This is a genomic window from Peribacillus muralis (assembly GCF_001439925.1).
Taxonomy (GTDB): domain Bacteria; phylum Bacillota; class Bacilli; order Bacillales; family DSM-1321; genus Peribacillus; species Peribacillus muralis.
Map to the genome: position 1 here is coordinate 249,405 of NZ_LMBV01000002.1, position 19,308 is coordinate 268,712.

The 19,308-nt window shown below is 44.4% G+C and carries 15 protein-coding genes and 1 tRNA gene; 12 read left to right on the top strand and 4 right to left on the bottom strand.

The window, feature by feature from the left end; translation table 11 throughout:
- The first annotated feature begins 280 nt into the window (after positions 1-280).
- Positions 281-1,249: an NERD domain-containing protein gene (locus ASU00_RS03525; protein WP_057912055.1), complete on the top strand. Its 969-nt coding sequence runs from the start codon at positions 281-283 to the stop codon at positions 1,247-1,249.
- A gap of 126 nt (positions 1,250-1,375) precedes the next feature.
- Here ASU00_RS03525 and ASU00_RS03530 read toward each other — a convergent pair whose 3' ends face one another.
- Together ASU00_RS03530 and fdhF are read right to left on the bottom strand one after the other, a co-directional pair.
- Positions 1,376-1,852, bottom strand: a complete 477-nt coding sequence (locus tag ASU00_RS03530) for a helical membrane plugin domain-containing protein (protein WP_057912056.1) — start codon at positions 1,850-1,852, stop codon at positions 1,376-1,378.
- A gap of 18 nt (positions 1,853-1,870) precedes the next feature.
- The gene (fdhF, locus tag ASU00_RS03535; RefSeq protein ID WP_057912057.1) at positions 1,871-4,810 is read right to left on the bottom strand and encodes a formate dehydrogenase subunit alpha; all 2,940 of its coding nucleotides are present in this window, start codon (positions 4,808-4,810) and stop codon (positions 1,871-1,873) included.
- A 335-nt stretch (positions 4,811-5,145) separates the two neighbouring features.
- Between fdhF and ASU00_RS03540 the strand changes: the two genes are divergently transcribed.
- The 11 genes from ASU00_RS03540 (at position 5,146) to ASU00_RS03595 (ending at position 15,181) form a co-directional block, all read left to right on the top strand.
- Positions 5,146-6,018 carry a LysR family transcriptional regulator gene (locus ASU00_RS03540; protein WP_057912058.1) on the top strand — a complete coding sequence of 291 codons (873 nt, stop codon included), beginning with the start codon at positions 5,146-5,148 and terminating at the stop codon, positions 6,016-6,018.
- Between the two features lie 141 nt (positions 6,019-6,159).
- On the top strand, positions 6,160-7,086 hold the full coding sequence (locus tag ASU00_RS03545) for an AEC family transporter (protein ID WP_057912059.1): 927 nt from the start codon (positions 6,160-6,162) through the stop codon (positions 7,084-7,086).
- Positions 7,087-7,303: 217 nt separating this feature from the next.
- Positions 7,304-8,356 carry a Delta(5) desaturase DesA gene (desA, locus tag ASU00_RS03550; RefSeq protein ID WP_057912060.1) on the top strand — a complete coding sequence of 351 codons (1,053 nt, stop codon included), beginning with the start codon at positions 7,304-7,306 and terminating at the stop codon, positions 8,354-8,356.
- A gap of 94 nt (positions 8,357-8,450) precedes the next feature.
- Positions 8,451-9,572, top strand: a complete 1,122-nt coding sequence (locus ASU00_RS03555) for a sensor histidine kinase (RefSeq protein ID WP_057912061.1) — start codon at positions 8,451-8,453, stop codon at positions 9,570-9,572.
- A gap of 12 nt (positions 9,573-9,584) precedes the next feature.
- Positions 9,585-10,193, top strand: a complete 609-nt coding sequence (locus ASU00_RS03560) for a response regulator transcription factor (RefSeq protein WP_057912062.1) — start codon at positions 9,585-9,587, stop codon at positions 10,191-10,193.
- A 101-nt stretch (positions 10,194-10,294) separates the two neighbouring features.
- Entirely contained in the window at positions 10,295-10,816 is a 522-nt protein-coding gene (gene msrA / locus ASU00_RS03565) for a peptide-methionine (S)-S-oxide reductase MsrA (protein WP_057912063.1), read from the top strand.
- Between the two features lie 105 nt (positions 10,817-10,921).
- Positions 10,922-11,617, top strand: coding sequence for a response regulator transcription factor (locus ASU00_RS03570; protein ID WP_057912064.1), 696 nt, complete (start codon positions 10,922-10,924; stop codon positions 11,615-11,617).
- Complete coding sequence (locus ASU00_RS03575) at positions 11,614-12,966, top strand: sensor histidine kinase (protein ID WP_057912065.1); 1,353 nt, start codon at positions 11,614-11,616, stop codon at positions 12,964-12,966. The genes ASU00_RS03570 and ASU00_RS03575 overlap by 4 nt, the downstream gene beginning before the upstream one ends.
- Positions 12,967-13,031: 65 nt before the next feature.
- The gene (locus ASU00_RS03580; RefSeq protein ID WP_057912066.1) at positions 13,032-13,580 is read left to right on the top strand and encodes a PepSY domain-containing protein; all 549 of its coding nucleotides are present in this window, start codon (positions 13,032-13,034) and stop codon (positions 13,578-13,580) included.
- Between the two features lie 652 nt (positions 13,581-14,232).
- A tRNA-Cys gene (locus tag ASU00_RS03590) sits at positions 14,233-14,303 on the top strand.
- A gap of 395 nt (positions 14,304-14,698) precedes the next feature.
- Complete coding sequence (locus ASU00_RS03595; RefSeq protein WP_330219513.1) at positions 14,699-15,181, top strand: tetratricopeptide repeat protein; 483 nt, start codon at positions 14,699-14,701, stop codon at positions 15,179-15,181.
- A 231-nt stretch (positions 15,182-15,412) separates the two neighbouring features.
- Here ASU00_RS03595 and shc read toward each other — a convergent pair whose 3' ends face one another.
- Positions 15,413-17,308 (bottom strand): squalene--hopene cyclase, encoded by a 1,896-nt coding sequence (gene shc, locus ASU00_RS03600; protein ID WP_330219514.1) that lies wholly within the window; start codon positions 17,306-17,308, stop codon positions 15,413-15,415.
- A 146-nt stretch (positions 17,309-17,454) separates the two neighbouring features.
- A complete protein-coding gene (locus ASU00_RS03605; RefSeq protein ID WP_057912069.1) occupies positions 17,455-19,110 on the bottom strand; it encodes a M14 family metallopeptidase in 1,656 nt (551 codons plus the stop codon).
- Positions 19,111-19,308: the final 198 nt, after the last annotated feature.

The window sequence follows — 19,308 nt, forward strand, 5'->3', positions numbered from 1 at the left end:
ACTATATAATGTGGACCTGTTGCGGATCCCTTTTTTGTCGAAAAATCGATAAATCGCCGAATTCGTAGATAAAAGGTCCAGAATCGTAGATAAATCGCTGAATTTGCAGATAAAAGGTCCATAATTGTAGATAAATCACCGAATTCGCAGATAAAATGATGAATTCGCAGATAAAGGTACCAAATTCGTAGAAAAATTCGCAGATTAACTGTCATTTGAAGGGATATTCCTTGCAGTTGTCGAATCATGTTGGGAGAAATATAGATTGGAGTGATGAATATTGATTGTAAAACAACGAAAAGTACCGCTTACCATCCTCAAATTACGTATTTTGGCGCGCAGGCTTCCATCTAATCATCCTAAAATGTCCTCCATCATAAATGATCTCAAAAAAAGGGAAGCGGGCTATAAAGGGGAGTGTTCCATTGACTTTCCATTAAGCTTTTTAGAACCGAAAAGTCATTTCATCTTCCACGATTTACGGCTGCAGGACCAATCCCGTTTTTTTCAAATGGATACCTTGATCGTGACGAAGAAATTCGCCCTTATTATTGAAGTGAAGAATATAACGGGCATGATCTATTTTGATCATCATTTCAATCAGCTCATCCGAACGAAAGATGGAGTAGAGTCGGCGTTTCCGGATCCTCTCATTCAAGTCAGCCGCCAGGAATCACAGTTGCAGAATTGGTTTTTGGAATATGGCTTTCCAGCACTTCCGATTCTTTCATTGATTGTCATCAGTAATCCCCAAACCATCATTCGTACCTCTCCTGAAAACCGCAGGCTTCACGACAAAGTCATCCATCGGGATGCGCTTTCCGCTAAAATTAAGCAACTTGAAAAATCCATGACAAAAACCATATTAGATGATAAAACGTTAAAGAAGGCTGTTCGCGTCATTAATAAACAGCATATCGAGGCCGATTTTTCCATTCTTGAACGGTACAAACTTACCGGAAGTGATCTAATAAAAGGGATGGTTTGCGACAATTGTAACAGTCACCAGTTATTTAGGAGACAAGGTACATGGATTTGCAATCAATGCGGCCTAGCCAGTAAGGATGCACATATTCAAGCTTTACGAGATTATTTTTATTTAATCGGTCCGACTATCACGAATCGGCAGCTGCGGGATTTTTTGAACATTCCTTCCGCATCCACTGCAACGCGAGTCCTGCAATCATTGAATCTGACAAGCAGTGGTGTGAATAAGGGGAGGGTGTACAGCCTGTTTTTTGATGAGTGATCATGAACTCATCTTCAATCATTTTTCAATATTCACTATCCTCGCAGCTACGTTTAAATTTCCCAATCCACTACAAAACAAAGACTCAAAAGAAGAATAAACTTCTCTTAAGTCTTTGCTCCGATCCTATTCCTTCAATTCCTTGCCCATTCCTTTCAAGAAGTTAACACCAAAACCGATCGCCCGGTTTATGTCGGGATCATTCAATGTTTTCATTAAATCGAGTACGCCGATTTTCTTTTCGCTTTGGAGGAACTTGTTTCCTTCTTCGATTCCTGCGAGTGCACTGTTCAGCAGTTTCGTCGATTGTGCGGCATCGGTGTTCATCAAGGCACCTGTTGCCCCCATCAGGGTATTGATCAGGTTTGTGACAGGCGGTTTTGTCACTTGTTCAAGGGCGATTTTTGCAATTTGTTCTTTTCCTTGAAGCATGGAGGTCGCAGCTTCGAATACTCCGGTGTCATTCAGTTGATTGACGATTTTAAACATATTGTGTAAGGCATCCTCATGATTGGCGATCAGTGTTTTTAGTTCTTCTAGTTTTTGGAGCTTCTCTTCTTCCTCCGTCAGCGGATTGTGGATTTCCGTAATGGGAGCTGCCATGAACATCACCCTCCTTGTCTATTTTTCCGTTAAATGAACATACCCTGGACGGGCCCACTTCCGCTCAACCTCGACACCATTTTGCGGATGTCTTTTTTTATTCCGTGGATTTGTATCCGGTAGCGGGGTATCTCCGCTTGCGCGTAACACTTCCATGCGGACCATCGTTTGTTTGTAAGCGGGCGTGCTTGTACGCCGATCATAAATGGGGCCGGTCAGGAAGTTGATGGCAGAGTCTTTATCGACGGAATTCATCGGTAAAAATAGCTCATTGTTTTTTACCCTGTCCGTGATCAGCACCTTTAATTTAACGGCTCCGAACGGTGATACTAAGCGGACGAGTCCACCATCACTGACTTTCCGCTCACTAGCCAGCTTTGGTGACATCTCAACGAAAATGTCAGGAACTTTAGATTGAATACCAATCGATTTATTCGTCATATTTCCTTCATGGAAATGCTCCAGCATGCGCCCGTTGTTAATATGAAGATCAAATTCCGCTGGGAACTGAGCAGGTTCCACCCAATCAGATAGCGCAAAACGGGCTTTCTTATCGGGAAAGTTAAAGCCATCCACATAAAGAAGCGGCGTGCTGTCTCCGTCATGGCTGCCCCAGAGGAAGCTGTTCCAGCCTTCGAGCACACGGTAATTGGCTTGACTGAATATTGGCGAAAGGCTTGCCATTTCCGCATAGATTTCACTAGGGTGATTATAGTTCCAATCCGTTCCCAAACGCTTGGCGATCTCCTGGGTGATCCACCAATCCGCTTTAGCTTCTCCTAAAGTGGGCAGTGCTTGGTATAGACGCTGAACACGCCGCTCCGTATTGGTGAACGTTCCATCTTTTTCAAGAGAGGGAGCTCCGGGTAATACAACATCAGCATATTGTGCGGTTCTGGAAAGGAAAATATCTTGAACCACGAAGAAATCCAGGCTTGATAATACTTCATGGACGTGATTGGCATCAGAATCGACAAGTGCCATATCTTCACCGACAAGGTACATCGCTTTCATGTCGCCTTTTTCAATGGCGTGAAGCATTTCGATATGGTTCATGCCTGGTTTGCCATCAATTGTTACACCGTAAGCTTTTTCGAATTTGGCGCGTGCCGCGTCATCGGAAATATGCTGGTATCCGGGAAGCCATGTCGGGAGCGTCCCCATATCGCAAGCGCCTTGTACATTGTTATGGCCGCGAAGCGGATAAGCTCCAGCTCCTTTGCGGCGGTAGTTTCCTGTAGCCAGTAGCAGGTTGGAAATGGCAGCCGACGTATCGGAGCCTCCAGTGTTTTGGGTTACACCCATCCCCCATAAAATGCAGGTCCCATCGGCATCACGGATCATTTCAGCTATTTGCATCAAAGCTTCTTTTGGCAGTCCTGTGTGCATTTCCGCATATTCGAGGGTGTATTTCTCAAGTACTTCTTTATAATCGTCGAAGAAATTCACATTTTCATTAATGAATTCCTGATCATGCCAGCCTTGGTCGATACTATATTTTGTAATTGCCATCAACCAGACCTGGTCGGTACCTTGCTTAGGGCTGATGTGAAGGTCGGAACGCTCCGCCATTTCATTCTTCCTGATATCCGCTACGATGAGTTTTTGGCCGTGTAGCTTATGGGCGCGCTTCACGCGTGTCGCCAGTACGGGATGCCCTTCAGCCGGATTCGCCCCGACGATGATGACAAGACCTGCCGAAGCGATATCCTTGATCGTTCCGGCATCTCCACCCATTCCAACCGTACGGAACAATCCGTCTGTAGCCGGTGATTGACAATAGCGAGAGCAATTGTCGACGTTATTCGTCTCGAAGACTTGCCGTGCCAGCTTTTGAATGACATAGTTTTCTTCATTCGTAATCTTCGAGGAAGAAATGAAGCCTACGGAATTACCGCCGTGCTGTTGTTTGATCGAACCTAGCCGTGAGGCAATCAAATCCAATGCTTCTTCCCAGCTTGATTCGACGAATTTGCCATTTTTCCGAATCAGGGGCTTAGTCAAACGTTTCTCGGAGTTTACGAAATCCCAGCCGAATTTCCCTTTGACACAAGTGGAAATCGCATTAACGGGGGCTTCATGAGTCGGTTGGATTTTAAGGATTTTCCGACCCTTTGTCCAAACCTCGAATGAGCAGCCAACCCCGCAGAATGTACAGACCGTTTTTGTTTTCTTCGTCCGTTTCTCACGCATTGCCGCCTCGATTTCCGAAAGGGCAAAAATCCCGCTGTACCCAGGCTCCACTTCTTTGACAAGGTCAATCATTGGTTCGAGCAAATCGTTTTTTATACCTGACATGAACCCAGCCTCGCCGAGCATGGATTTCTCCATTAATGCATTACACGGACAAATCGTTACGCACTGTCCGCAGCCTACACATGATGAGTTGTTGATTTCAGTTCCTTCATCCCAAATGACCCGTGGGCGATCTGCTGCCCAATCGATGGATAGCGTCTCGTTGACCTGAAGGTTTTGGCACACTTCGACACATTGACCGCAGGCAATGCATTGATTGGCATCATAGCGGTAAAATGGATGAGACATATCGACATCAGCCGGTTTCACTTTCGGTGTGTAAGGATATTTTTGGTGTTCGATTTTCATCAATTCTGCCGTGTTATGAAGTTTGCAATTACCGTTATTGTTATCACATACGGTACAGTATAATGAGTGATTTTCCAGGATCCGGTCCATTGCCTCGGTTTGGGCTTCTTTCGCCTTGCTTGAATCCAAGGCGATATTCATCCCGCTCACTGCCACAGTCGAACATGACCGTACGAGGTTCCCATCGACCTCGACAATGCAAGTGTCACAGGTTTGGATCGGATCGACCTCAGGGACATAACAAATCTGGGGATGGGCCAGCCCATTTTGATTAATAACCTCCAGTATCGTTTCTCCGGTTTTTGCCGTATAAGCCAATCCATTGATTTTAAATGTGCTAATCGAATTGCTCATGATATTTCCCCCTTTTTAGCAAAAAACCACACAAAAAAACCACCATGATCATACCTCCGCCTCTAAAAACGATGGTGTATGTCATGGTGGAATAGTTTAATAGCAAAGCTTATGGATGATGAAAAAGAAAGCAAAACCTGCTTTCATCACTGATAGTATACCTTTATTTACAAAAAGATACAATCTTGCACAGAAGCTATCGTTTCCAAAATACCTTTCGTTTTTTTTGCTTGGTCATTTATGATAGAGATATATAGCAGGCAAGAACTCCGTGAAATCTTCCGGATGAAGTGGAAAAACTGGATCATCGAGATAAACGTATCGGGGGGAGCACTATGAATGAAAGAGACTGGCATATTTTAAAGGTATTGCATGAACAGAAGAATATTACGAAAACGGCGCAAAGTTTATATATCTCCCAGCCTTCTTTAACGAAACGGATCCAGCAAATGGAGAAGGAGTTTCATTTGAAGATTGTGGAGCGGGGAGCAAGGGGCGTGCAGTTCACTCCTCAAGGGGAATACTTGGCGAACTGTGCTGAGGAGATGCTGATCAGGCTGCGGGAAATCAAAGAGACGGCGTTCAATATGGGACAGGAAATCAGTGGTACATTACGGCTGGGAGTTTCCAATTACATTACGCTGCATAAGCTGCCCGGATTGCTGAAAATGTTTCGTGAGCGATATCCGTTGGTGGATTTCCATGTGACTACAGGCTGGAGCAATGAAGTACTGAACCTCATTTATAAGGAAGAAGTCCACGTCGGGATCGTTCGGGGCGATTACCAGTGGTCAGGCGCGAAGCATCACCTTTTTGAAGAGACGATTTGCATTGCGTCCAAGGAAAAAGTCGCAGTCGGGGACCTGCCCTCATTGCCGAGAATCGATTACAAAACCGATGCACTGCTAAAAGCTATGATCGATGATTGGTGGAGAAATAATTTTCAAGGTCCACCTTTAGTTGGGATGGAGGTGGACAAAGGGGATACTTGCAAGGAAATGGTCAAAAATGGGCTGGGGTATGGAATCCTGCCAAGTGTTTTATTGGAGCACGACCGAACCCTTCGGCAATTGGACCTGAGGGATGGGCAAGGAAATCCGCTTATTCGCAATACATGGATGTTATATCATGAAAAGTCGCTGGAATTTAAGCTGGTCAACGAATTTGTCCGCTTTGTCGAGGGCGTTGATTTCATGAGAGATCTATAAGGGAAGCGCAGAAATTTCTGCGCTTTTTTGTCATTCCATTTTTGAATCGTTAACGATAATATATTGGTATTATAATTATGGCTTACACGGGATTATGATAGGAGGAAGGTACCAATCAGCAGGGAATGGAGAGGAAGTCATGTGAATGTCCTGATTGTAATTGTATTGAATGTCATTGTGCCGGTCTTTTTCCTGATAGGGGCAGGGGCCATTCTTCATCGTAAATTCAAGCTTGATATGAATACGTTATCCAAATTGAACCACTTCCTGCTCATGCCGGCCATTAGCTTTGTCAATATTTATCAAAGCAATATCGGCGGGGAGATGGTCGTCCAAATATTTAGCTTCCTCGCGCTGCAGGCACTATGTCTTATCATCGTGTGTACCGTGACTGCCAAACTGGCCAGGTTTGATCAAAGTCTCTCTGCCACGTTTAAAAATAGTGTGGTCTTAAATAACTCAGCCAATTTCGGACTGCCCGTCAGCCAGATGGTTTTTCATGGAAATGCCCTGGGTTTGTCGATTCAAGTGATCGTGATCATTTTTCAAAACCTGTTGACCTACACGTATGGATTGATGAATTCCGTTTCTGTACATACAAAAAGTGCAAAGGGAGCCATTCGTGAATTTTTGAAAAATCCTATCATTTATGCTTTACTTGTCGGGTTTCTGTTTCAGGCAGTTTCTTTCAAAATTCCGCTATTTTTATGGACACCTATCGAGAATATCGCCAGTGCATTCATAGCCATAGCCCTGATTACCCTGGGTGCACAAAGCGCCTACTTGAAAATAGCGCATTTCCCGCTTCCGCTTATCCTTAGCTTGGTTGGCAGGTTAATCCTTTCTCCATCCATCGCCTTCCTGATCATTCTCATGCTGGGCCTGGAAGGGACTGTTGCCCAAGGGTTATTTATCGCAAGCTCATTTCCGGCATCAAGAAACAGCGCATTATTCGCCTTGGAGTATGACAATCACCCGGAGTATGCGGCACAGGCCGTCCTGATGTCCACCTTATTCAGCAGCATAACGGTAACGTTGGTCGTCTATTTATCGAAGCTGTTATTCTAGCAGGGATAATAATAACGGGTTTGCTAGCAGCGAACCCGTTTTTTACGTGTAAAAATGATGAAACGGGAAAAAATATATGAGAAAAGTGAGAGGGTAGACAAGGATATGACAATCGTCATCCAAGCTCATTGACGTTTATGACTACAGTCGATCCTTGATTATTCCTATACTTGAAATAAGAGAAACACTTCATATATCTAATTAAGAGGAGGAAGTCATGAGTAACCATAATCAAAAACAACTGCGAAAAGATGTGGCCCCTTTTGAAAAATCCAATACTAAATCAAGTGTGAAGCAGCTGATGAATACATTTCCGCCATTTTTCCTGTTGTGGTTTTTAGCGTATCAGAGCTTATCCATTTCCTATTGGCTGACTCTTGCGTTCTCGATCCTTGCTTCAGGGTTCGTAATCAGGATTTTCATCATATTTCATGATTGCTGCCACCAATCGTTCTTTAAAAGCAGGAAGGCGAATAATATCCTCGGCACGATCAGCGGCATCGTCACATTATTTCCGTATGAACAATGGAAGCATAGCCACTCCATCCATCATGCCACCAGCAGTAATTTAAACAAACGCGGTACAGGTGATATTTGGGTCATGACCGTTGATGAATATGCAGCCGCCTCCTTTTGGGGACGTCTAGCTTACCGTTTATATCGAAACCCGATCGTCATGTTTGGTTTAGGGCCGTTTTATCTGTTCCTCGTCTCGAATCGCCTGAATGTAAAAGGCGCAAGAAAGAAAGAACGCATGAATACGTATTTGACAAATGCGGCCATCGTGGTGATTTATGGACTATTATGCGTGGCAATCGGCTGGCAGGCATTTCTGATGATTCAAGCACCGATCCTGTTCATAGCGGGAGCACTGGGCATTTGGTTGTTTTATGTTCAGCATCAGTTTGAAGATTCTTATTTCGAGGAGGAAAAAGAATGGGATTACGTCAAGGCAGCCATTGATGGGAGTTCATATTATAAGCTACCTAAAGTACTGCAATGGGTGACCGGTAATATCGGTTTCCATCACGTGCATCACCTTAGTCCAAGAGTGCCGAATTACAATTTGGAAAAAGTCCATGATTCCACCCTGCCTTTGCAGCAGGCAACGACGATCACCCTTGGATCGAGCTTGAAGTCGCTTCGCTTCCGCCTTTATGACGGGGAAAACAAGACGTTTGTTGGCTTCAAGGAGATCAAGCAGCGTCTTAAGGAAGCAAAGCCAAAGGTGGAACTCAATAATAAACGTCCAAGTCTTCAAGAGAAGTAAATACCTCGGCAAAAAACCATTCGATTTCCATTGGATGGTTTTTTGCTGAAACCACTTAGTATATACTAGAAATAAAAGAATTAGAGGCGGAGCCATGCATAGTTGGTATCATATCTTTCCGAAGAATACGGGTTTAAGCCCTTATGTCTGGATCATATTTTGTATCCTTCCTTTTTATTTCATCTTCAAATCTTCATCGATGCTGGAGGTTATCTTTGGGATCGTCATGATCATTTTGTTTTTCATTTCATACGGTCTCTCATTCGTGTCAAAGGGATGGCCCGTATACGTGTGGACAGCGATCCAAATCATCATATCGATTTCGATGACCATTTTTTTCAGCTACATTTACTTTTCACTTTTTTTGGCATTTTTTATCGGAAATGTTCAAAATAAGATCGGCTTTTTCGTTCTATATTCCATCCAGCTTTTAGCGACCATCGTGTCGGTCAATATTGGCTTCATCATGAAGGACCCTACCTTCTTTTCGCAGTTTCCCTTTATGCTCATTTGTGTAGTGGGCGTGATCCTTCTTCCATTCAATACGTATAATCGTAATAAACGGGATAGGCTGGAAGAGCAATTGGAAGATGCAAATAAACGGATATCCGAGCTGGGCAAGATGGAGGAACGGCAGCGGATTGCCCGGGATTTACATGATACACTTGGACAAAAGCTTTCCTTGATTGGCTTGAAAAGTGACCTTGCCGGGAAATTGATCGATTTAAATCCGGATTCGGCCAAGAAAGAAATCAGGGATGTCCGCCAAACGGCGAGGACGGCGCTCAAGGAAGTGCGTGAAATGGTATCGGAAATGCGCGGAGCCAAGCTAAGTGACGAAATCATCCGGGTCAAGCAAATATTGAAGGCGGCACAGATTGAATTCAATTTGGAGGGTAACACCGATTTGCAGGATACCCCATTGCTTGTTGAGACGGTTTTAAGCATGTGCTTGAAGGAAGCCGTGACCAATATCGTCAAACATAGCCGTGCCGATTCCTGCAATATCGTGATAGAGGAATTACAAACAGGCGTAATGATTAAAGTGGTAGATAACGGCGTCGGCCTTTCACATAAATCGGAGTTTTTTAAAGGCAATGGACTTCAAGGAATGAAGGAAAGGCTTGAATTCGTGAATGGCAGCCTGGATATTCAATCGACAGAAGGAACGACACTGTATATCAAGGTTCCGAATGCCATAAAAAATAATGGATAGGTGGGATGAGCATTGATTTCAATCGTAATTGCCGAAGACCAGCGGATGCTGCTCGGTGCGCTAGGTTCCATCCTCGATTTGGAAGAGGATATGGAGGTTGTCGGAAAAGCGAGCAATGGGGAAGAAGCCATGAATCTCGTCAAACGTTTAAAGCCGGATATATGCATTACGGATATTGAGATGCCAGTTAAAACCGGACTGGATGTGGCGGAGGAAATCAAGAATGAGGGCATTCAATGCAAGGTCATCATCTTGACCACGTTTGCGCGACCAGGGTATTTCGAAAGGGCGAGAAAGGCCGAGGTAGGTGGATATTTGTTGAAGGATAGTCCAAGTGAGGAACTGGCGAATTCCATCCGCGTCATCATGGATGGTCGGCGCATTTATGCCCCAGAGCTGGTGGATATGGCGTTTGAGGAGGAAAACCCACTGACTGAACGTGAAAGTCAGGTGCTCAAATTGATTGCGGATGGTAAGAATACGAAGGAAATCGCCAGTCAGCTTTATTTAACGAATGGAACCGTTCGTAATTATATATCGGTCATCCTTGACAAGCTGGATGTAAGCAATCGGGTTGAAGCGATTGTAAGATTCAAGGAAAAGGGCTGGTCAAAAGATTGATAGGATGTTCCAATTGACGTCTTCGAAACAAAATAGCATAGTGTCGGAATTGGAATATGGTATATTGATTTTTATCACATACAGGAAAGGAGATGATCGATATGCAAAAAGCGACATTTGCTGGAGGCTGTTTTTGGTGCATGGTAACACCATTTGAGGAACAACCAGGAATTGGAGGAATCGTATCCGGTTATGCGGGAGGACTTATTGAAAACCCGACTTATGAGGAAGTGAAGACGGGAACCACGGGACATTATGAGGTCGTGGAAATCACGTTCGATCCTCAACTATTTCCTTATGAAAGACTGCTTGAACTGTATTGGCAGCAAATTGATCCAACCGATGACGGCGGTCAGTTCCATGACAGGGGGAGCCAATATCGGACGGCTATCTTCTTTCATGATGAGGCTCAAGAGAAACGGGCCGTTGAAGCGAAGGAGAAGGTAGCAGCGAGCGGTAAGTTCACTAAACCGATCGTGACCGAAATTCTTCCGGCTCAAACCTTTTATCCTGCCGAGGACTATCATCAAGGCTACCATAAGAAAAACAAAGAAGAGTATAAGGCCGATCGAGCGAAATCGGGACGTGACGAATTCATCAATCAACACTGGGTGGGCAAATAAAGGGTCGGATGTGTTTACATCCGGTCCTTTTTAATACCTTTTCATAAGAATTCTCATGATATTTTCATTTTTCTTCAGTACACTAAGGGGGAGGTGGTCGTATTTATGGATAAAAGGATTTTAATTATAGAAGATGAAGAAAAAATTGCAAGGGTACTGCAGCTGGAACTTAATTATGAAGGATATCGGACGGAATCGGCTTTTAACGGAAAAACAGGCTTGGAAAAAGCGGAAAGTGAAGAGTGGGACTTAATCTTATTGGATGTGATGCTGCCCGAGCTTAATGGCATCGAAGTGCTTAGGCGTTATCGGAAGAAAAATGCCTCCACGCCAGTCATCCTGTTAACGGCAAGGGATGCCGTCCCGGACAAAGTGAATGGACTTGACCATGGAGCGAATGATTACGTGACAAAACCGTTTGAAATCGAAGAGCTGCTGGCCCGAATCCGCGCTTGTTTTCGTACAAATGTCCAAAAGGGTCAGGCAGAAGGAAATGCGGATGAACTTACGGTTTATGATCTGAAATTGAACGTTGGCACCAGGGATATTTTAAGGCAGGGTAAAAAGATCGAGCTCACTTCCCGCGAATTCGATTTGCTTGTGTATCTTTTGCAAAATAAAAATCAAGTGCTGTCAAGGGATCAAATCCTTTCCCATGTGTGGGGATATGACTTCGTAGGCGATACGAATGTGGTTGACGTGTATATCAGGTATTTACGCAAAAAAGTAGATTATCCCTTTGATTTGCAGCTCATACATACGTATCGCGGTGTGGGCTATAGCTTGAAGGAGCCTTTATGAAAATTTCTGCGAAAATTCAATTGTATTCCAGCCTTTTTTTAAGCATCATGCTCATCTTGTTGAGCGTTATCGTTTTATTTGCTTTTCTTTGGATATCCGTTGAAAGGGAAGAGGATGTGCTTGAAGATCAAGCTTCGTTGATTGAAGAAAAAATCCAGGAGAGTGGGTTGATAGCAGGTGATGCCGCTTTATTGGAGGCTTATACGCCAGATGATGGGATGGTGCGTATATTCGGCACCGACGGAAGCTTGGTGAAGTCGTTTGCAGATGAAGAGGACCTCCAGGGGCTAGCGGTTCAGTCCGTAAGCGAAAAAGGATACGATTTTACCAAGGTTGACGGGGAGTATGTCCTGACATACTGCCATCCTTATCCGGATGAAGGGAAGAAGCTAGGGATGATCGAGATCACCCAGCCGCAGGATACCCTCATTGATCATTTATCGACACTTGCGCTCGTATTGGGCGGGGCTTCCCTATTTGTGATTCTGTTATCGGTTCTGGCAGGCAAGTGGCTGGCCAAGCTGATTCTTAGACCGATCTCGGTCATGAGCGGAACGATGTTGGATATCGAAAAAAGCGGTGAATTTAAACGGATACCGCTAGCAGGTCAATCCAAGGACGAGCTGCAGGTAATGGGTGAATCATTCAATAGGATGATCGGAAGGCTTGAGCGAAATTATGACCAACAGCAGCAATTCCTATCGGATGCTTCACATGAATTGAAAACGCCAATCACGGTCATTGAAAGCTACTCCTCGTTATTGAAACGCTGGGGCATGAAGGATGCGGCGATTCAAGAAGAAGCGGTGGAGGCAATCCATCATGAGGCCATCCGGATGAAAAAGCTGACGGAGCATTTGCTTCAGGCAGCTTCCCAGTCGGACCCAGCTGATAACGAGGAAAAAATCGAGCTTATCTCTTTTTGTGAACAAATTGCCCAAACGTTTAGACGAACGGGCAATCGTGACATAGAGCTGCAATCCGAGGCTAAGGAAATATATGCAAAGACCATATCAGGTAAGCTTGAACAGGTGCTGATCATTCTCTTAGACAATGCGATGAAATACAGTGATTCCGGTATACAGATCAAGATAACACGTCAGATGGATGAAATTTTCATCAGCGTGAAAGACCAGGGCCCTGGAATATCACCAGAACATCTCCCGCATGTATTCGAACGTTTCTATCGCGTAGATTCGTCGAGAGCAAGGAAAACCGGAGGCAACGGTCTCGGACTTTCCATCGCTCAATCGCTAGTCGAGTCATTAGACGGCAAATTGGGCATCCAAAGCGAGCTTGGGGAGGGGACAGAGGTGACCATCATCCTTTCTCATCAAATTCTAATCTAGCCCTCATGCTCGTTTCATGAAGGATGGTTATCCTTAAAGTAACAAATTAAAGGAGGAAATCATTCATGAAAAAACAGTTGAGCACGATAAAGGAAGGTATCATTCAAAAGAAAAAGATAATAATGACGGTGTCCGCAGCTACGGTATTGCTATTTGGGGGCGCCGCCGGAACGGCGGTATACGCAGTCAACAAAGGTGCACTACCCGAGGATGAAGCCGTCAAGATGATTTCGGATGAGCTAGGCGGGGAGGTTACTCATTTCGAGAAGGATTGGGATCAGCCAATGACCTATGAAATGACCGTTAAAACGAAAGATGGCTATCAAGACGTGGACGTCGATGCTGAAAAAGGAGAGATTCTTTCTCAGGAGACGGATGATGATGAAGATGAAGATATGAGCACGCAGCAAGCGGTGGAAAAAGCGAAAGTTAGCATGGCTGAAGCTGAAAAGATTGCCTTGAAAAAGGTGGCTGGCCAAGTGACGGATGCGGAACTGGATTCGGAAAATGGCGGCCTTGTCTATGAATTGGAGATTAAGCAAGGTAAAAAAGAATCTGATGTAGTAGTCGATGCAATGACGGGAGACGTATTGAAAACTGAGTTGGATGATTGATTCATATAGTTATTCTTGCAGTTCTTAGATCTAAAAACTTCGGAATGGTTCCATTCCGAAGTTTTTTTATGTTCACTGACTGTTATTAAGGTTTTCATTGCCAATTGTTTTGGAGGATCAGTACTTAGACCGTTTCATTGCACTGCAGGCACTTAGCTTTCCAGAGGCGGTCCGTGATCCTCCTCGGTCCGTGAGCCTGCGGTGTCTCACGTTGACGCGCATTTCCCGCAGGAGTCTCGTTGCCTTCCGTTTCATTCCACTTTGTATGAAAACGAAGTTTCGCTGCTTTACTCGCGAATTTGAGCACTTTATTTGCCAATTTGGCTGTTTTACTCGCGAATTGAGTGCTCAACTCCTTTTTTTACTGTTTTCTATCCAACACTAAGGATAATTCGACCTGTTCGGGGATAATTCAACCCATCCATAGGTTTCAGCGGTTTTCCATTCATATTCAGGTTTAAAATCGAATGGCATACTAGCTGTTTTTTTGTAAGTGACGTTCTTCATTTGGCATCACTATAATTAATCAGTTTTTCCTTGTTCATTTCTAACTGTAAAAAAGGAGTCCTATTTGAATCTTTTATTCACATTAATGATTAAGGTACATAATATAAATGTAAGGTCCCATCATTTATTATTTTTATGCTGATATGGCGGCATAGCCAAGTGGTAAGGCACAGGTCTGCAAAACCTCCATCATCGGTTCAATCCCGATTGCCGCCTTAAAAAGACATCTCCTACGACTCTGGAGATGTCTTTTTCCTTTTTATGGTTTTTACTTTCAGCTTATTTCTCTATGCAAGGTTGGTTGAAACAGCAAGGCGTGAAACTCTGGATGAGAAAATACTCGTCCACCGAAGCCAAGTAGGCGTAAGTGCGCTGAGGGCCGACCGCATCTGGATAAGCGAGCATCTAAGTGCAATGAAACGGTTTAAGATATAAACCAGCCTAAACTGTGGGCAATCGGAATTCCACCTTCGTTTCAAGCAGAATGGAAATCAACGACAATGTCATGACTGGAACAATTCATTCCTTTCTAGAAGCATGAAGCAGGAAATGCTGGTGTGCCTATCGAATGAGGGGTCTGTAGGTACTTTCATTCAATGGAGGAATGCTTGATGGAAAGTTTAGAGAGGGCGCTGTCCTTAAGAGCAAACAAAGAATTTGAACAATCGAAGCAAATTTTGCAGGAGCTGGCGAAGCGATATCCCCAGGATGCAGTCATCCAGTATCAATGTGCCTGGAGCTTGGATATTCTCGGGCTTGAGGTGGAGGCGGTGTCTCACTATGAAGCGGCTATCGGGTTGGGATTGCCGGATGAGGAAGCAAAGGGCGCTTACCTAGGATTGGGAAGTACATATCGCACCATCGGGAAATACGCGCAAGCAGAACGGACATTGGAGGCGGGGATTGAAAAGTTTCCTGACGATAAGGCGTTATTGGTATTCAGGGCAATGGCGTTTTATAATTTGGGTCAGCACAATCTCGCGATGGAATCTTTATTGAAAATCATTGCGGAAACCTCGAATGATCCCGGCATTCAATCTTATGCAAAGGCGATTGAATTTTATAGCGATAAACTGGATACCATTTTCACGTAAAAAGAATCAGTCATCCCCAAACTATCCACATGTCGGGCAAAAAAAAGATTTGAAAAAAGAGTTACGCACCGATTTGTCATGGATTAATCAACAAAATTGTCGCTTTTCGTTATGTTTTGGACAAAAAGATGTGGATAACCCTGGATTGTGGATAACATTTTTAGGTTATGTCACCCTTTTCCACAGGTCATCCACATATTCATCATTAAGAAAAAAATGCAGCAGGGAAGATCAAGCTTCCAGGAATTTGTTTTTGTAATGACTTAAGGCCAAAAGCGGATAGATATAGCGATAGCTGTGATAATGGATATACAAAAAATCAGCCATTGCCTGGCCCGCAGGATAATGATCGGTCCAACTGCCAGTTTCACCTGAGCGGATTAAATAGGCAATGCCTTTTTCTATTTCCGCTGTCGGCTCTTCGGATACCGATATCAACGCATCCACTGCCCAGGCTGAATGGGTAAGAGTACTGGCACCTAAAGGAGTGTATCGTTCCTTGATGTCGCTGTAGCAGGATTCACCCCAGCCGCCATCTTCATTTTGGATAGCCATCAACCAAGCCACAGCTTTTCGGATGGACGGATGTTCACTGGATTGCCCAGAAGCCTTCAGGCCAGTGAGGGCAGACCATGTGCCATATAGATAGCAGATTCCCCAACGCCCATACCAGGAACCATCACGCTTCTGGTCTTGCAATAGCCAGTCAATCGCTCTTTTGCTGACTTCCTCTGGCTTTTTCATGTTTGTATAATTTCCGAGGAATTCAAGTGTTCTTCCCGTCAAATCAGCGGTCGAAGGGTCGGTAAGAAGATATTTGGAGCCTTCCAGCGGCAGAAGCTGGAGCCATTTATGGTCATTATTCCGCTCGAAGGCAGGAAAGCCGCCATCGTCATTTTGCATGGAAAGGGTGAAGGAGACACCGCGCTGCCAACTATCCCGGTTAGCATTTGCTTGATGAATTTGATTAGCGAGCGCCCGCAGTGTGGCGGTCGTATCATCCACATCCGGGTTCATCGTATTCAAATCCGAAAACCCCCAGCCTCCCGGTATGGCATCAGGATTATGAATCAACCAATCTCCATACATATAATGCTGGCGCGACAGCAAATAATGGTTGGCGGCGCTAACGGTCTCATCTTCAACAGGGATACCTGCTTCTTGAAGCGCGTAGCTGATCAAGGAGGTATTCCAGACATGGGGCGTCGTAAACTGGATATGCGTCTGTCCATCGACGGAACAGGCCATCCCCTTCAAGCCGGCCACTGCCTTAACGATCACCGGATCATTTTTTGAATAGCCAAGGGATAGGAGTGCGAAGATCATGAAGAAGGTGGAACCGAAATAATTATATAGCGTTCCGTCCGGTTCAAGTCTGTCGAGCATAAACCGTTTCGTTGAATCCAAGGCCAAGGAATGTAAATAATCGGGAAAACCAATTAACGTTTTGATTCCATTTTCAATCTTGGAAAAGAATGAGCGATATTCACCGGTACGATATTCCTCCCATACGTGTTCCTCGGATCTTTCCTCCCTCGTCAGGAACAAATCTTTTAAACTGGGAGCGTTCGGGGGCTTGATCTGAAACCTTTTATGACCAAGCAACAGGATGGGGATCATGTTGACCCGCCCATATACGGAAAGATCATAAATGCTGACGAAAAAGGTTGGCGGCAGTAAGACAGCTTCTAGAGGAATGGGGAAAAGGAGCGGCCATTTATATTGTCCGGTGACCGTTAGCATCATTTTGGTTAACGCTTTGGCTTGTTTGATTCCACCCTTGGACAGAATGAATTGTTTCGCTTTCCTCATATTGGGATCATGCATAGTTCGGAGGCCGCTATAAAGAAGTCCATAGTAAGCCTCGATCGTCACTGTAACATTACCGTCGACCTCATCTTGGAAAAGCTTCCATGAGCCGTTTTCGGTTTGCCTGCTTTCAATTCGGTTGACTAAAGCCTCTATAAGCGGAGGGTCTTCCATATCGAGAATTTTTAATAAGATAATCATATAGGCATCTGCGGTTATCCCGGTATCAAACGGATAATTCCACGAGCCATCAGCGGATTGGTCCCGTTTCAAGCAATGAATAAGGCGGTCCATTTCCCTTTGTACTTTTTGGCTCAAAGATGTTCCCCTCCTCAAAAAACACTTTTTCGTATATATATATTCAGAAGTCTCCATAGCATTCGCAAAATCAAATCGTGGATGGTAAAACAAAAACGCCTTGGCGATGTAAGCTGCCAAAGCGTGTTTTTATGAACCAAGCTGAATCATTTAGCTGGTAACGAAGATTGCTGCATATAGCGGTAAATCGGGAGTTCCTTCCCTTTTTCAGCAGGGATGAAATTGAATGTCACATAACTGTCGATCCCTTCTGGCTCGAGAGCAAGGGAGATGAAGTTGGCATTAACCTGGGCCATGTCGAATACATAGCTCCCTTTTGGGAAATCGCGTTTCTTCGCTGTTATGTCGGTTGCGACTTTTCTTGTGCTATGTCCGCTTTCCAGTTCCGGAGATATCTTTACATCTTTGACTTTATAGCCTTCAACTGATATTCTCATCGGTTTTTTCAATGTTTTCACCTGTACACCCAATAGCTGAAGTTTTTTGGCAATCTCTTTATATTCAGCTGGCAGGATGTAGGCTGTCGGGCGATTTCTGACAAGGGTAGCATAAGCATCGGTCGAATCGAGCCAATCGATAGGGGTTTGAACCAATTTGGCTTTCGCTAAATCGACTACTGCCAGCCTTTGATTTCTGACTAACTTATTCTCGCTGCTAATGACGATCTTGTCCTTATCATTAGCATTTCTTCCTTTCTTGACGACCTCATGTTCTGCCTGCTTCACCACTTTTTTTACGCTACTTGCATTTTCAGCGGCCGTTTTAATGAATGAGGCCTGTGCCGTCGCTTGGGCAAAAACCCGCCGTTTAAAATCCGTCCTGGCGATATTGATTCCCCTGGTTTCAATTAAATAGGTCATCGTATTTTTCAAGCCGAGGGCGTTTCTGCCGATCCTTGCTTCCGTGCTCCCTTCAGTCGCCGTAAGGACTCCTGTGTCAGAAGTATCGAGGGTATAGTAATCATGATAGGAGAGCTTTTCTTTATTCAAGGCTTTAAAAACATCCGGTAAAAGCAGCTCATCGGAAGCTTTCCGAAGCGGCTCCGGAATATTTAAATTCTTGGCCGAGGAGATGAGTAGATCATAGGAAGAAATCGATCCTTTTGAGCCTACCTTATTAAGGGGAGCGGGATTGACTGTATATTCATGTACATCAAGAATGACTTCAGGCTGATAATCATTGATAGCCTGATGGATCTTCTGCACTTCAGGGTACTCGACTTTTAAATAATCGCGATTCGCATCCATGTCATTTGCGGTATATCGCTTGAAGTAGTAAGAGCCATCTGGATTGACGCGCGGAACGATGGCTACATTCACTTTCTCGAGGACGTCACCAAGCGTGCCTTCTGCCAGCCATTGGGCAAGGACTAGAGTTGATTCACCTGCGGCGGGTTCATTCCCATGAATTTGACCTTGGATCCAAATCAATGGTTTATCGTTATCCTTTCGCGGGTTTTTTGAATTCTTGCTGAAAAGCAGCATCGGGATGTCGCGTCCCTCTGTGGATTTTCCTATCGTCTTGATATGGATGTTCTTATTTTTACGGGAGAGGGACTTGATATAGCCCATCATTTCTTCTTGGCTTGTAAAGGAGATCTTGTCTTTCTTAAAGGCAGGGGTCTTGAAAGATGCAGCAGGTTCAGGGAAAAGGTGGGAGAGATTATCAGGTTGAATATAGCTTGGCCCATTTCCATAATAAGGGGTGAATTCTTCTGCCTCGGCAATCGGATTTTGGCCAGGCAAGCCAGTGACAAGACCTAAAGTGACGGCTGATAAAATGGTTGGAATGATTTTTTTCATGGAGGTCCTCCTCGTTTATCTTTTTCCATAAATTATCATATTTTTCACTAGTTATATAGTATAAAAGAGAGGATTGGTAAAAAACAGGAAGTATCTACTAGATTAATAGAAGAGGTTCCATGGCTTGTAGCCCAGTAAGGATTGTTAGCTTCTAAGCCGTTTGGGGAAACAAAAAAATGCGGATCAGCTCTTTGCTTG